The sequence below is a fragment of the Streptomyces diacarni genome, assembly GCF_003323715.1.
Taxonomy (GTDB): domain Bacteria; phylum Actinomycetota; class Actinomycetes; order Streptomycetales; family Streptomycetaceae; genus Streptomyces; species Streptomyces diacarni.
Genome location: NZ_QOIN01000046.1, coordinates 265490 through 278893 on the forward strand (window position 1 = coordinate 265490; position 13404 = coordinate 278893).

Genomic DNA, 13404 nt, shown 5'->3' on the forward strand with positions numbered 1-13404 from the left:
TACTTGACGCGAACGGCGGATTGCCAGCGACCCCAGGCATACCCCCGGCCCCTGGGGCCAATCGCACGTCCCCGCACGTTCACCCGTGCCGGTATGAGTTCCCGGGTTCCGCTTGACCGCTCTTCATACCGGGGGTCACAGTCGGTCGCTGAACTGCCAGAGCCGTCACACTTGCAAGGACACCATGCTGCGACCGCTGATCGTCGGGTTAGGCCGCTCCGGAGCCGGCCTCCACCTGGCGGCCCTGAAAAAGCTCCGCACGCCGTCCGGCACAGCCCGCGACGCCGAAGAGGCCCCGCTGTTCCACTGGCCGCCGCTGGCCTGGGACCCCCGCCCCACCGCCGCGTCCGGCCTCGACGACGTCACCGTCCTGGCGTCCCTGTCCGAGGCCGCCCGCCGCACGCCTCCCGAGGAGACCGTCGTCCACCTGTGCACCCCGCCCGCCGCGCGGGCCGGAGTGCTGGGGCGGCTCGCCGGGCTCGGCTACACCCGCGTCCTGGTGGAGAAGCCGCTGGCGTGCGATCCCGACCAGCTCCAGAGCGTCACCAGGCTCCGCGACGAGTACCGGCTCGATGTGGCCGTCGTCGCCCACTGGCTGGCCGCCGGGCTCACACAGCGGCTCCGCGACCTGATCGCCGACCGCGGTCTCGGACGGTTGCTGAGTGTCGAGGTGGCCCAGCACAAGCCCCGCTTCGACCGCACCCTGGCCACACACGGCCACCCGACCGCCTTCGACGTGGAGATACCCCACTCGCTCGGCGTCGTACTGGACCTGGCCGGAGCCGCCGAACTGGAGACGGCCCACTGCACGGACATGCACTGCGGCACCACCGTCGTCCCGCACATGGGCAGTGCGGCGCTCACGCTGCGGCACGCCGGCGGTGTGCGCACCGACATCGTCTCCGACCTGACGTCACCGGTGCAGCAGCGCAGCGTCACCCTCCGCTTCACCGAAGGGACGGCGACCGCGCACTATCCGATCAGCGAGCGCGACGACCACGCCCAGCTGATCCTCTCCGGCGCCGTACCCGCCCACCACACCTTCCGCGACGAGGCGCTGAGCCCCTTCCTGCGCCGCACCTACCAGCGCTACGCCCAGGGGCCGGCCGACGACTTCGCCCTGCACCACGCCGTCGCACGGCTGCTCTGCCAGGCGAAGGCGCACTGCCGCGCGGGTGAGGAACCCCCGGCCGACCCCGCACCGCCCACCCGAGCCGACGCTCCGCTCACCGTCGAAGGGGACGCCCGTGCCCGCTGAACGAGACCACACGCAGGGCCCGTTCGCCGACCGGTGCGCGGGCATCGGCGACGAGGCGGCTCCCGACCTCGCAGGCCAGATCGAAGCGGTACGCGCACTGGGCTGGCGCCGCATCGAACTGCGCACCGTCGAGCGGACCGCACTCGCCGACCTCACACCCGAAGCGGTGCGCGACCTCGCACACCGGCTGCGCGGCGCGGACCTCGCGGTGGTGTGCCTCGCCTCCCGGATCGGCAACTGGGCGCGGCCCGTCACCACACCCTTCGAGACCGACCTGGCCGAACTGGAGACGCTGCTGGACCAGTGCGCCGTACTGGACTGCCGGTTCGTCCGCGTCATGTCGTACCCCAACGACGGGCTGGAACCGCGCGAGTGGGCGCGGGAGGCCGTCGACCGGCTGGGCCGTCTCGCCCGCCGCGCCCAGACCGTGGGCGTCACCCTCCTGCACGAGAACTGCGCCGGCTGGGCGGGGGAGAGCGCCACCCGCATGCTGCGGCTGCTGCGGGAGACCGACAGCCCGGCGCTGCGGCTGCTCTTCGACACCGGCAACGGCGTCCCTCACGGCTACGACGCGGCGGCGCTGCTGCGGCAGATCCTGCCCCACGTGGAACACGTCCACATCAAGGACGCCCGCAGAACCCCGCAGGGCACCACCGAGTACGTACTCCCCGGTGACGGCGAGGCCCAGGTGGCCGACTGCCTGCGGGCCCTGCTGGAGGCCGGCTACCGCGGCGCCTTCTCCCTCGAACCCCACCTGTCGGCGCAGCCGCACGCCGGGGTGGAGGCCGGCACCGACGCGGCGCGCCCCTTCGTGGCGGCGGGACGACGGCTCGAACGGCTCCTCGCACCGCACCACGACACCGCCGCCCGTGCGGCGGGAACCCCGTGAGGCCGCCCGGCGGCGGCGCCGCGTGGCCCGGCAGCGGGGGACCGTCCGCCGCCCTGCTGACCGCGGCCGACCACGACCTGCTCCTCGCCCTGCTGCGCACACCCACCGTCAGCCCGCTGGAGACGGGCGAGCCGGACACCCGGGACCGGCTGCGGCAGGCGCAGCGCGCCTACGCCGAGGCGGCCGGCAAGGCGGGCCTGGGCGTCGTACGGCACGCGGCACCCGAGCAGGCCGCCCTGCACCGCGACGACGTACCCGCCGCGGTACGGGCCGCCGCCCGCGACCCGGCCTTCCTGGCCGGGCAGCCCAGCCTGGTGCTGCGCCTGGGGCCCGCGCGACCGCGCCGTCAGACCGTCATGTTCAACGTGCACCTCGACACCGTCGCCGGGAGCCAACCGGTCACCTTCGACGGGGAGCGCTTCACCGGACGCGGCGCCGTCGACGCCAAGGGCCCCGCTGTCGCGCTGCTGGCCGGGGTGCGCGCCGCGGCCGCCGCCGAACCGGCCCTGGGCCGCGAGGTGTCCGTGCTCGTGCAGGCGGTGTGCGGCGAAGAGGGCGGCGCCATGGGCACGTTCGGTACCCGGCCGCTCGTCGAGGCCGGGTACGTCGGCAGACTGAACGTCTTCTGCGAACCGACCGGGCTGCGTCACCTGCCCAGGGCGACGGCGTCCATGACGGCCCGCCTGAGGGCGGCCGGCGAGGACGCCGTCGACGACCGCCCTCAGGCGGGCCACAACGCCACCGTGCTCCTGGGCTTCCTCGCCCAGTACCTGGCCGCCGAGTTCGGGTCCCACCCGGCCCGGGCCGACGCCACCGGCACCGCGTGCGTCGCCGGACTGCACACCGGGCACGCGCACAACCGCGTCTACGGCACGGGCAGCCTGCTGGTCAACGTCGCCTACGCCGACGCCGCCGAGGGGGCGGCCGCCGAACAGGCGCTCAGCGACACCGTCGCCGACGGCCTGCGCGCGTTCACCGCCCGCTTCGCCGGGACCCGCGACTTCGCCCGCACCGCGGCCGAGGCCGCCGCGCTCACCCGCCTGGAATGGGACAAGCGGGGACTGCCCGCGCTCCGCGCCGACCTCCTGGGCGACCTGTGGGCCGAGGAGGTGCTCGCCGCCGCGGCTGTGCCCCGGCAGACCGCCGCCGAGCCCGCGTTCACCTGCGACGCCATCTGGATGCACGGCGTCCCCGGCACCTACACCACCGTCCTCGGCCCCGGCCGTCTGGACACCAACAACGCACACGCGGCGGGCGAGTTCGTCGCCCTCGCCGATCTGGAGGCGTTCGCCGCGCAGGTACGGGCGCTCCTCCTCTCCTTCACCGACCGGCTGCGTGCCCGACGCCGCCCGGCGAGCACACCGGCCACTGAGCCCGGCAAGACCAGCAAAGGAAACCCCGCATGACAGCGCCGCACCAGCGCACCGCGCCCCGGCCCCCCACCCCCGCTCCCGCCGGCAGTGGCACCGGCACTCCCGCCGACTCCGGCACCGTGACCGTCGCGCACCACCAGCTGCTGGCGGCCGCCCGCGAGGCGTTCACCGCGCGCGGCGTGCCCGAGGCCAGGGCGGCCACCGCGGCGGACGCCCTGTGCTACGGCGATCTGGCCGGGCTCGGCTCCCACGGACTGTTCAACCTGGCCCGCCTCTACCTCCCGCTGCTGGAGTCGGGGCGCGCCGACCCCGCCGCCGAACCCCGCACGGTGACGGATCTGGGCGCCTGCGTCCTGCTCGACTCCGAGCGGTCCCTCGGACTGTGGAGCGCGGCACAGGCCATGGACCTGGCGGCGGAACGCGCGGGGCGGCACGGGGTCGGCCTGGTGTCCGTACGGAACGCCACGCACTTCGGCTGCGCGGGCTACCACACGGCCCGCGCCGCCCGGCAGGGCATGATCGGTGTCCTGGCGGGCAACTGCGGAGGCCAGCGCATCGCCCGTCCGCCCCACGGCGCGCTCGCCATGCTCGGCACCAACCCGCTCAGCGTCGCCGCGCCGGCGCTGGACGACGACCACCCGTTCGTGCTGGACATGAGCACCACGGCCGTCCCGACGGGCCGGATCCGCACCGCGGCCCGCCGAGGGGAGCCGATCCCCGCCGGGTGGCTGGAGGACGCGGCCGGCGCCCCGGTGACCGACCCGGCCGCCTTCGACCGCGGGGAGGCGTACCTGCGGTGGCTGGGGGGCGAGGTGGAGACCGGCGCGTACAAGGGCTACGGGCTGGGGCTGGCCGTCGAGATGCTGGCGGCGCTGCTGCCCGGCGCCGGGGTCGGGCCCGCCCCCGACGCGCTGGACGGTGACGGGCGTCCGCACGGACGTGACGACGACATCGGCTTCCTGGCCCTGGCCGTGGCGCCCGGCGCGCTCCGTGCCGAGGAGGACTTCCGCGCCGAGGCCCGCTCCCTGTTCTCCACGCTGACCCAGTGCCCGTCGGCCGACGGACACACCCGGGTGCGCTACCCGGGCTGGTGGGAGGCCGAACGCGTCCGCGTCCGCCGCGCTGAGGGCGTCCCGCTGCCCGCGCACCTGTACGCCGAACTCGTCGGGCTCGGCCTCCTTCCGCGCGCCCCGCGGACCGCCGACGGCGCACAGGGCGGTGTGCGATGAGTCCCCGCCGTATCGGACTCATCGGCCTCGGCGCCATCTCGCGGTACTACCTCGCCGCGATCGACGCCGCACCGGGATGGGACCTGGCCGCGCTGTGCGACGTGCGGACGCCGGCCCTGCGACCGCACCACGGGCACGTGCCCTGCTACACCGACCACCGCAGGATGCTGGCGGAGTGCGACCTCGACGCCGTCGTCGTCGCCGTCCCCAACCACGCGCACGCCACCGTGTGCGCCGCCGCACTGCGCGCGGGCGTGGCCGTGTGCGTGGAGAAGCCGCTCGCCCTGACCGTCGCCGAGGGACGGGCGCTCGGCACGCTCGCGGCGGAGACGGACACGCCGCTGTTCACCGCCTTCCACCGCCGCTACAACGACGCCGTGGCCCGCCTGCGCGGGCAGCTGTCCGCCGGCGGCGGGATCGCCTCCGTGCGCGTGCGGTATCTGGAGCGCATCGAGGAGCACATCCAGGGCGACACCTGGTATCTCGACCCGGAGCGGTGCGGCGGCGGCTGCGTCGCCGACAACGGCCCCAACGCCTTCGACCTCGTACGGCTGCTGCTCGGCGAGGTCACCGTCGAGCGTGCCACCGTCGCCCGCGACGTGCACGGAGTCGACCGCCAGGCGGTCGTCGACCTGAGCGGCGCGGGGGGCAGGACGGCACGTGTGGAACTGGACTGGAGCTGGCCGGGCGAGACGAAGGACCTCCAGGTACGGAGGGCGGACGGCACCGTCCTGCACGCCGACATGCTCGCCCTGCATCCCGGGTTCAAGGCGTCGCTGTGGCACGAGTACGCCGGCGTCCTCGACGACTTCGCGCACGCCGTGCACACGGGGACGCGGGCGGACGGCGGACTCGCGGCGCTGGAACTGGTCTCGGACACCTACGACTGCGAGGAGCCGCCTGCCCGCGCGGCGGAAGAGGAGCAGGCCCGATGACGGCACGGACACCGGCACCGGCACCGGCACCGGCACCGTCGACACCAACACCGACGACATCGGCACCGGCAGCGGAGCCGCTGCGGGAGAACGGGGCGAAGCGCTCCGTGCACGGCGCGCTCGTCAAGGTGCTGTTGCACCGCAGGACCGAACGCGGCATGAGCCTGGAACCGTACGCCAGCCGCTGCGTGCGCCGCGGGGAGGTGCACGAACTGGTCACCACGGACCACCGGGAGACCGCACCGGGAACCCGGATCGACCGGGTGGGCTTCCTCGGATTCGTCGAGCTGTCGTGCGCGGGCGTCCTTGACCGCGGCGACGACGTGTGGATCGGCGGCGTACACGTCGGGACGGTGCTCGGTTTCGACGCCTGCCACTTCCCCAACCACTACAACATCCTCATCGACGCGGGCCGGCTGCTCACGGGCGAGGACCTGAAGCTGGGCCCCGAGCTGTCGATCTCCTTCACCCAGGCCGGATAAGGCCGCCCGGGCGGACCGTGCGGCAACGCAAAGGCCGGTGGCCCCGCTCAGCGGGGCCACCGGCTCGTGAGACGCCGCGGCCGGTATCAGCCCAGCAGCTCGACGTCGAGCCGCCCGAAGTGGTACTCGCGGACCGCCGCGAGCAGCTCCTCGAGCGAGAGCTCGCCGTCACCGTTGGTGTCCACCTGCTGGAAGGCTTCCTTCGCCTCGGCGCGGTTGACCCCGACGCCCGCCAGCCAGGCCTGGAACTCCTCGGCGTTGATCTGCCCGTCGGCGTTCTTGTCGCAGATGCCGATGATGCCCTTGACCACCGGGCCCAGGACGCGGTTGAAGCTGGCCTCGCCGGCCCGGAAGATCAGGTCCCCGGTCACCTGGAGGAACTGCTCCCTGGTGACGGCACCGACGGGGCCGACCCCCGCCTCCCGGGCGAGGTAGTCGAAGAGCCCGTCGAAGGCGTCCCTGAGCGCCTGCACCTCACGGGAGTCCGGGGACTTGCCGAAAGCGTGCGCGATCTTGGCGGCCTCCTCGTGAAAGTCCTCCCTCTCCAGGACGCCGTTGGCGTCAGCGTCCCACTTGTCGAAGCGCCTCTGCAGACGGTCGTTCGCGATGGCAGTGGTCATGCCGGTTTCCTTTCGGGTTGTGCGGTGGCAAGACGGCGTCGGGTCGTTCGTGCCCGCGCCGCCCTCGCGTGCTTCTCCCCTGGGGGCACGCAAGTCTGTGGGGGCCGGGGCCGAGCGGGCCCCGGCCGTGGGGGAGGGGAGCGGGGGACGTCACAGACGGGTGACGCGTACCCCCGCGGTTCTGCCGCGCGTGTCCAGCACGGGGCACTGCGCCCGTGCCAGCAGCGTCGGGTCGTAGCAGGAGTGGTCCTGCAGCAGGAGCGCGAGGTCGCTGTCGGCCAGCGCCCCCGCCAGATCGGCTCTCCGACTCAGCGGAGTGCCCTCGCAGTCGAAAGAGGGGACGTACGGGTCGTGATAGGAGACGTGGGCGCCCCCGGCGCGCAACAGCGCGGCCACGGCGAAGGCGGGGGACTCGCGCGTGTCGGCGATGTCCGGCTTGTAGGTGACCCCGAGCAGCAGCACCCGGGCTCCGCGCAACGGTCTCCCCTGCGCCTCCAGCAGTCCCGCCACCCGTTGGACGACGTGCCGGGGCATACGGCCCAGCACCTGCCTCGCCGCCGAGAGCATGTCGAAGGAGAAGCCCTCGGACTCCGCCTTCACCGCCAGATAGCGCGGATCGACCGGAATGCAGTGCCCGCCGACGCCCGCGCCGGGGCTGAACGCGGTGAAACCGAAGGGTTTCGTGGCGGCACAGTGGAGCACGTCCCAGATGTCGATGCCCATCTTGTCGCAGAACAGCGCGACTTCGTCGACCAGCGCGATATTGACGTACCGGTAGGTGTTCTCCAGCAGCTTCGCCATCTCGGCTTCCCGCGTGCCTCTGGCCACCACCACGGTGTCCACCAGCCGACCGTAGAAAGCGACGGCGTGTTTCGCGCATAAGGGAGTGCAGCCGCTCACCACACGGGGGGTGTTGCTCATCGTGAACGAGGAATTCCCCGGGTCGATTCTCTCCGGTGAGTAGGCCAGGTGGAAATCCTCACCCACCGTCAGGCCGCTGCCCCGCTCCAACGCAGGCCGCACGATCTCCTCCGTGGTGCCCGGATGACTGGTGGACTCGACGACCACCAGAGTGCCGGGGCGCAACTGCGCCGCCACGTCGGCAATGGCTGCCCTGAGGGAGTCCAGATCGGGATCGCCGGCCGCGCTCAGCCCTGTGGGCACGCAGACGACGATCGTGCCGGCGCCCGCGAGCACCGACGGGTCGGTGGTGGCGCGGAAGCCGGCCGCGCCCATGGCGGCCACCTCCCCGTCGCTGACGTCGTCGACGTGCGAGCTTCCCGCCGCCAGCCCTTCGACCACCGGCGCGGAGACGTCGTAGCCGACCGTCGACAACCCCACCGCACAGGCCCGTTGAGCCAGTGGTAATCCGATGTACCCCAGGCCGACGACGGCCAGGTCACATGCCATGCGTACCTCTCTGCCCGTATACCGTTCTTCCTACGGAATGCGTACGCGAGATGGAGCGGCCTCAGGCGGAGAAGCTGCCGCTGCCGGGGGCGACATGCGAGCCGTATCCGGGCTGCACCGTCAGACTGGGCGTCATGCAGAACGGATCGCTGTAGATCTTCACCGGCGCGTCCGTGTTGTTGGTGAGCACGTGCGCGCCGAGAGGCAGCTTGTGGCAGCCCTCGGGGTTCTCGTAGTGGGTGAGAGGCTGGAATTCGGTCTCGAACACGGTCACGTCACCGGTCGCCGCGCTGGCGGTTCCACTGCCCAGCGCGAGAGCCGCAAGAGCGGTTGCCGCTGCGACGAGAACGGGACGGAACTTGCGCATTTGAGCTGCCTTTCTCCCTGACAAGGTGGTCACTCACAGCATGTCCCGCCATGGGCCGTTTGAATGACGCAGCCGCCGCATTCCGCCGAAAGGGTGACGCTCTTCCACAGGGGTGGCGCCACGGCCCCGCGGAGTGCTTTTCCGCCAACCCCGCGAGGGCCGGGGACCGTGCGGGGTACCGCTGGTGGAGCACCCGCACATCGCCGCGGACGAGGCGCCTCCGCCGCGGCGCTCGGACCGCTCGGGAGGACAGGTGGACCTGGACGCCGTCACCGACGAGCTGTACGGGCTGTCGCCCGACGACTTCACCGCCGCCCGCGAGCAGCGGGCCCAGCAGGCACGCCAGGAGGGAGCACGGGAGCTGGCCGAAGAGATCCACCGCCTGCGGCGCCCCACCCTGGCCGCCTGGTCGGCCAACCTGCTGGCCCGCGAGCAGCCCGAGCAGGCCCGCCTGCTCCTGGGGCTGGGTGAGGCGCTGCGGCAGGCGCACCGCGACCTGGACGGCGCGCAGCTGCGGGAGCTGTCGGCCCGCCAGCACCAGGTGACCGCCCGGCTGGCGCAAGAGGCGGCTGAACTGGCGGCCCAGTACGGACACCGCATCAGCGAGACCGCCAGGCGCGAGGTGACGGACACGCTGCACGCGGCGCTGGCCGACCCGCAGGCCGGGCGCGACTGGGCCGCGGGCCGCCTCGACCGCCCGCGCGCCGCGCCGGTCGGCTTCACCCCGGGTGAAACCGAGGCCGGCGGAGCCGGTGGGGAGCCCAGCGGCCGGGCCTCGTCGAAGAGCGACCGGAGCCGGGACCGGGGCCGGAACGCCGGGCGCAAGGCCGGGCGGGACACGGCCCGCCGCCGCGAGCAGCTCACCCGCGCCCGCGAGCGGGCCCGCGAGGCCGAGCGCGCCCTGGAGACGCGCGAGGGCGAGCACCGCGCCGCGCGCGAAGCGGCTGATCAGGCCGCGGAGCGACAGGAGCAGGCGGAGCAGCGCCTCACCGGCCTACGGGAGCGGCTGCGCGAGGCGGAGGGCGCTCAGCAGCGGGCCCGCTCCGAGGTCCGCACCGCGCAGGACCGGCTGCGCCGGGCCGAGCGGTCGGAAGAGAAGGCCCGCCGCAAGGCCGACGACGCCAGGGGCCGTGCGGACCAGCTCGCCGACGGGCCGTGAGTGGCACGGCAGCCGCGTAAGCGGCGGTGCCGAGGGGCGTCGGGCGGGGGAGAAGGGGCATGGCCCGGATACGGCAGAAACCCGCCCCCGAATGATCTTGGAGTCCTGAGCATCCCGCACCGTCACCCGTTCGGCCCAGCGTCGTTGGTGGTGATGTTGGGCAGAAGGCGATCCGCGACAGGAACCGGCCCGGCGTCTTCGTCCGCAGGCACTTCGAGGCGATGGTGTTCGCCGCGCGCGCCGAGGAACTGCGCACCGGCGACGCCGCGGTGACCGGCTCCGAGCAGTTCGCCGACTGGAGCGAGCAATTGCTGCCCTGGGAGGACGTCGAGGCGAAGCTGGATGACTACCTGGTGGAGGTCGGCCTCGCCGAGTCCGGCGACGGCGCGTTCTTCGCGATGGACCTCACCGCACGTCAGCCGCGGTGCCATCCGCACAGCCGTCGCCGGCCTTCTGCCCGAGCGCACCGCCGCCGACCAGGCCGTCCAGGCCCCGTCCAAGCCCCGGAACTGCCGGTCGCCCTCGGCGTGCCGGGCCTGGCCCCTGTACCTGGCCCCTGGGCCGATGTGCCGCGGGCAGACGTAGAGCGGGCGGACGGGGCGCGACCGGCGGGCCACGGTGGGTGGGTGGCCGGCCCGCGCCCGTCAGCGTTTGCCGGACTCCTCGTCGCGTTCGCCCTCCGCCTGTGAGGGCGTGGTGCGCGGGCAGTCCGGGTGCTGTGCCGCCGTGCGGCGTGCGGCGGGCGCCCCGGAGCGGACCTCCTGGACGTCGTCGTCGCGCTCGCCCTCGGCCTGCGAAGGAGTCTGGTCACTCATAGTGATCTCCCCTCGGAGACGACCTTGCCACCAGCCCCGGGTACCCCGCGTCGGGCCCGGTCTCCCGCTCCACGCGAAGGTTTCCTTCGACGGCGCACGGACACGGGCCGCAGGCGGCGCGCGGGGCCGCTCACGCCTCCGTGCCCGCGCGCGGGCCGCTCACGCTCCGGTGACCAGCCCGGGTACCGAGGCCAGCAGCGACGGCAGTCGCGTGGCGGGGACGCCGCCGCCCTGGGCCAGGCGTGCGGTACCGCCGCCCCGGCCCTGGAGGAGCCGGCCGACCAGGTGGGAGGCGCTGTGTCCCTGCGCCTCGGCGGTGGCGTTGACGGCCGTCACCAGCGTCGCGGCGCCGTCCTTCGCCTTTCCCACGGCGACGACGCCGGGCCGGTGCGCGGGGAGCCGGTCCCGTACGGCGGTGGCGAGCGCGCGGGCTTCGCCGGTCTCGTCCGTGGCGGTCGCGACCGCCACCAGGACGCCGCCCGCGTCCACGGCCCCCTCCGCGACCTCCGCCGCCCGCGCGGCCGTGGCCCGCTGCCGCAGCCGCTTGTTCTCCCGCTCGGCGGTCTTGAGACGGTCGAGCAGGGCGCCGACCCGGTCGGGGATCTCGGCACGCGGGGCCTGGAGCTGCTCGGCCAGGCGAGAGACGAGGTCGCGCTCGCGGGCGAGGTAGCCGAACCCCTCGATGCCGACCGCCGCCTCCAGGCGGCGCAGCCCGGCGCCGACCGACGTCTCGGCGGTGAGCGCGAGGGTGCCGACCTGCGCGGCGTGCTCGACGTGGGTGCCGCCGCACAGTTCCCGGGACCAGGCGCCGCCGATCTCGACGACGCGCACCCGCTCCCCGTACGTCTCGTCGAACAGGGCGAGGGCGCCGAGCTGTTCGGCCTCCGGGAGCGTCATCCACCGTGCGGTCACCGGCAGGTCGCGGCGCAGCGCCCGGTTGGCGGCCTCCTCGATCTCGCTGCGCTGCGCGGGCGAGAGGCCGCCGCGCAGGGGGAAGTCGAGCCGCAGGTAGCCGGGCCGGTTGTAGGAGCCGGACTGCAGGGCGGTGGGCCCGAGGACCTCGCGCAGCGCCGCGTGCAGGATGTGGGTGCCCGAGTGTGCCTGGCGGGCCCCGAGCCGCCACTCGGGGTCGACGGCCGCCTTCACGACGCCGTCGCGGACGAGTTCTCCCGCGGTCACGCGGACCTGGTGGGTGACCAGTCCCGGCAGGGGACGCTGCACGTCGACGACCTCGGCCGCCACCGAAGGACCCGTCAGATGTCCGGCGTCGCTCTCCTGGCCGCCGGACTCGGCGTAGAAGGGGGTGCGGTCGAGGACGACCGTGACGAGGTCGCCCTCGCGCGCCACCGGGAGGGGCCCGCCGGGGCCGAGGAGTGCCAGGACGCGGGAGGTGGTCTCCAGAGTCTCCCGGGCCAGCCACTCGGTCGGGCCGTGCGCCTCCAGCACGGGCCGCAGCGCGGAGCCGCCGTGGGTGGTGCCGGCCTTCCTGGCGCGTGCGTCCTGGCGGGCGCGTTCGCGCTGGTCGCGCATGAGGGCGGCGAAACCGTCGCGGTCGACCTCGACGCCCTGCTCGGCCGCCATCTCCAGGGTCAGATCGATGGGGAAGCCGTACGTGTCGTGCAGCTGGAACGCCTGGGCACCCGCCAGTGTGCGGCCGCCGTGTGCCTTGAGGTCGGCGACGGCGGTGTCGAGGACGGTCGTCCCCTGTCTGAGGGTGGCGCGGAAGGCCTCCTCCTCGCCGTGCGCCTGGTCGGCGATCCGGTCGTAGGTGAGGTCCCGTGCGAGTTCCGGATAGCCCTCGGCCATGCGTTCCCGGGCCACCGGCAGCAGTGCGGGCAGGGCAGGGTCGGTGTACCCGAGTTGCCGCATCGCGCGGACGGCGCGCCGCAGGATGCGGCGCAGCACGTAACCGCGGCCCTCGTTGCCCGGGGTGGTGCCGTCCGCCAGCAGCATCAGCGCGGTCCGCACGTGGTCGGCGACGACGCGTAGCGAGACGTCGGCCTCGTGGTCGGCGCCGTAGCGGACGCCCGCGAGGGCGGCGGCGCGGTCCAGGACAGGACGCAACTCGTCGGTCTCGTACAGGTTGTCGACGCCCTGCAGGAGGGTCGCCATGCGCTCCAGGCCCATGCCGGTGTCGATGTGGGGCCGTGGCAGCTCACCCAGGATCGGGTAGCCGGACTTGCCCCCGCCCTCCCCGCGCTCGTGACTCATGAAGACGAGGTTCCAGAACTCCATGTACCGGTCCTCGTCGACCGCGGGGCCGCCTGAGCGGCCCAGGCGCGGGCCGCGGTCGTAGTACAGCTCCGAGCACGGGCCGCACGGTCCCGGCACGCCCATGGACCAGAAGTTGTCCTCGTCGCCGCGTGCCACGATCCGCTCGTCGGGCAGCCCCGCGGTCCGCCGCCACAGCTCGCGCGTCTCGGCGTCTGTGCGGTGCACCGTCACCCAGATCCGGTCGGGGTCCAGGCCGAGGCCGCCGGCGGCGACGGGGCTGGTCGCAAGCTCCCAGGCGAGGGCGACGGCTTCCGGCTTGGAGTAGTCGCCGAAGGAGAAGTTGCCGCTCATCTGGAAGAAGGAGCCGTGCCGGGTGGTGCGGCCGACCTCCTCGATGTCCAGTGTGCGCACGCACTTCTGCACGCTCGTCGCCCGCGGCCAGGGCGGGGCGCTCTCGCCGGTCAGGTACGGCTTGAACGGCACCATGCCCGCGTTGACGAACAGCAGGGTCGGATCGGGCGTCGGCAGCGGGGCGCTGGGGACGACGGTGTGGCCGCGCTCGGCGAAGAAGTCGAGGAAGCGGCTGCGGATCTCGGCGGTACGCAAGGTGGGCTCCGAGGGGGTGACGCGTGCTGGGCGGAGGGGCTGCATGG

The 13404-nt window shown here is 73.9% G+C and carries 13 protein-coding genes; 7 read left to right on the top strand and 6 right to left on the bottom strand.

Features of this window, described 5'->3' with window-relative positions; genetic code table 11:
- Nucleotides 1-184 precede the first annotated feature (184 nt).
- The 6 genes from DTL70_RS18025 to DTL70_RS18050 are packed head-to-tail and all read left to right on the top strand — an operon-like array spanning nucleotide 185 to nucleotide 6166.
- Nucleotides 185-1258, top strand: a complete 1074-nt coding sequence (locus tag DTL70_RS18025) for a Gfo/Idh/MocA family oxidoreductase (RefSeq protein ID WP_181860974.1) — start codon at nucleotides 185-187, stop codon at nucleotides 1256-1258.
- Complete coding sequence (locus DTL70_RS18030) at nucleotides 1248-2147, top strand: sugar phosphate isomerase/epimerase family protein (RefSeq protein ID WP_114022975.1); 900 nt, start codon at nucleotides 1248-1250, stop codon at nucleotides 2145-2147. Before DTL70_RS18025 ends, DTL70_RS18030 begins: the two co-directional genes overlap by 11 nt.
- On the top strand, nucleotides 2144-3553 hold the full coding sequence (locus DTL70_RS18035; protein ID WP_114022976.1) for a M20/M25/M40 family metallo-hydrolase: 1410 nt from the start codon (nucleotides 2144-2146) through the stop codon (nucleotides 3551-3553). Before DTL70_RS18030 ends, DTL70_RS18035 begins: the two co-directional genes overlap by 4 nt.
- Nucleotides 3550-4749, top strand: a complete 1200-nt coding sequence (locus tag DTL70_RS18040; RefSeq protein WP_114022977.1) for an Ldh family oxidoreductase — start codon at nucleotides 3550-3552, stop codon at nucleotides 4747-4749. Before DTL70_RS18035 ends, DTL70_RS18040 begins: the two co-directional genes overlap by 4 nt.
- Nucleotides 4746-5684: a Gfo/Idh/MocA family protein gene (locus DTL70_RS18045; RefSeq protein ID WP_114022978.1), complete on the top strand. Its 939-nt coding sequence runs from the start codon at nucleotides 4746-4748 to the stop codon at nucleotides 5682-5684. Before DTL70_RS18040 ends, DTL70_RS18045 begins: the two co-directional genes overlap by 4 nt.
- The gene (locus tag DTL70_RS18050) at nucleotides 5681-6166 is read left to right on the top strand and encodes a DUF6917 domain-containing protein (protein ID WP_245979443.1); all 486 of its coding nucleotides are present in this window, start codon (nucleotides 5681-5683) and stop codon (nucleotides 6164-6166) included. Before DTL70_RS18045 ends, DTL70_RS18050 begins: the two co-directional genes overlap by 4 nt.
- A gap of 86 nt (nucleotides 6167-6252) precedes the next feature.
- On the opposite strand, the gene DTL70_RS18055 is transcribed toward DTL70_RS18050, so the two are convergent.
- The 3 genes from DTL70_RS18055 to DTL70_RS18065 form a co-directional block, all read right to left on the bottom strand.
- Nucleotides 6253-6786, bottom strand: coding sequence for an EF-hand domain-containing protein (locus DTL70_RS18055; protein ID WP_114022979.1), 534 nt, complete (start codon nucleotides 6784-6786; stop codon nucleotides 6253-6255).
- Nucleotides 6787-6936: 150 nt separating this feature from the next.
- Nucleotides 6937-8196: a nucleotide sugar dehydrogenase gene (locus DTL70_RS18060; RefSeq protein WP_114022980.1), complete on the bottom strand. Its 1260-nt coding sequence runs from the start codon at nucleotides 8194-8196 to the stop codon at nucleotides 6937-6939.
- A gap of 61 nt (nucleotides 8197-8257) precedes the next feature.
- On the bottom strand, nucleotides 8258-8563 hold the full coding sequence (locus DTL70_RS18065; protein ID WP_114022981.1) for a hypothetical protein: 306 nt from the start codon (nucleotides 8561-8563) through the stop codon (nucleotides 8258-8260).
- Nucleotides 8564-8747: 184 nt separating this feature from the next.
- On the opposite strand from DTL70_RS18065, the gene DTL70_RS18070 reads away from it, so the two are divergent.
- Nucleotides 8748-9722 carry a hypothetical protein gene (locus DTL70_RS18070; protein WP_114022982.1) on the top strand — a complete coding sequence of 325 codons (975 nt, stop codon included), beginning with the start codon at nucleotides 8748-8750 and terminating at the stop codon, nucleotides 9720-9722.
- 122 nt (nucleotides 9723-9844) lie between these two features.
- On the opposite strand, the gene DTL70_RS33580 is transcribed toward DTL70_RS18070, so the two are convergent.
- The 3 genes from DTL70_RS33580 to alaS form a co-directional block, all read right to left on the bottom strand.
- Complete coding sequence (locus tag DTL70_RS33580) at nucleotides 9845-10153, bottom strand: hypothetical protein (protein WP_181860975.1); 309 nt, start codon at nucleotides 10151-10153, stop codon at nucleotides 9845-9847.
- 213 nt (nucleotides 10154-10366) lie between these two features.
- The gene (locus DTL70_RS18075) at nucleotides 10367-10537 is read right to left on the bottom strand and encodes a hypothetical protein (protein WP_181860976.1); all 171 of its coding nucleotides are present in this window, start codon (nucleotides 10535-10537) and stop codon (nucleotides 10367-10369) included.
- Between the two features lie 159 nt (nucleotides 10538-10696).
- On the bottom strand, nucleotides 10697-13357 hold the full coding sequence (gene alaS, locus DTL70_RS18080) for an alanine--tRNA ligase (protein ID WP_114022984.1): 2661 nt from the start codon (nucleotides 13355-13357) through the stop codon (nucleotides 10697-10699).
- Nucleotides 13358-13404 lie beyond the last annotated feature (47 nt).

Excerpts from the sequence above, each read along its gene's own strand:
- DTL70_RS18025 (WP_181860974.1), top strand. The coding sequence starts at position 185 with ATGCTGCGACCGCTGATCGTCGGGTTAGGCCGCTCCGGAGCCGGCCTC.
- DTL70_RS18040 (WP_114022977.1), top strand. The coding sequence starts at position 3,550 with ATGACAGCGCCGCACCAGCGCACCGCGCCCCGGCCCCCCACCCCCGCT.
- DTL70_RS18045 (WP_114022978.1), top strand. The coding sequence starts at position 4,746 with ATGAGTCCCCGCCGTATCGGACTCATCGGCCTCGGCGCCATCTCGCGG.
- DTL70_RS18050 (WP_245979443.1), top strand. The coding sequence starts at position 5,681 with ATGACGGCACGGACACCGGCACCGGCACCGGCACCGGCACCGTCGACA.
- DTL70_RS18055 (WP_114022979.1), bottom strand. The coding sequence starts at position 6,786 with ATGACCACTGCCATCGCGAACGACCGTCTGCAGAGGCGCTTCGACAAG.
- DTL70_RS18060 (WP_114022980.1), bottom strand. The coding sequence starts at position 8,196 with ATGGCATGTGACCTGGCCGTCGTCGGCCTGGGGTACATCGGATTACCA.
- DTL70_RS18065 (WP_114022981.1), bottom strand. The coding sequence starts at position 8,563 with ATGCGCAAGTTCCGTCCCGTTCTCGTCGCAGCGGCAACCGCTCTTGCG.
- DTL70_RS33580 (WP_181860975.1), bottom strand. The coding sequence starts at position 10,153 with ATGGCACCGCGGCTGACGTGCGGTGAGGTCCATCGCGAAGAACGCGCC.
- DTL70_RS18075 (WP_181860976.1), bottom strand. The coding sequence starts at position 10,537 with ATGAGTGACCAGACTCCTTCGCAGGCCGAGGGCGAGCGCGACGACGAC.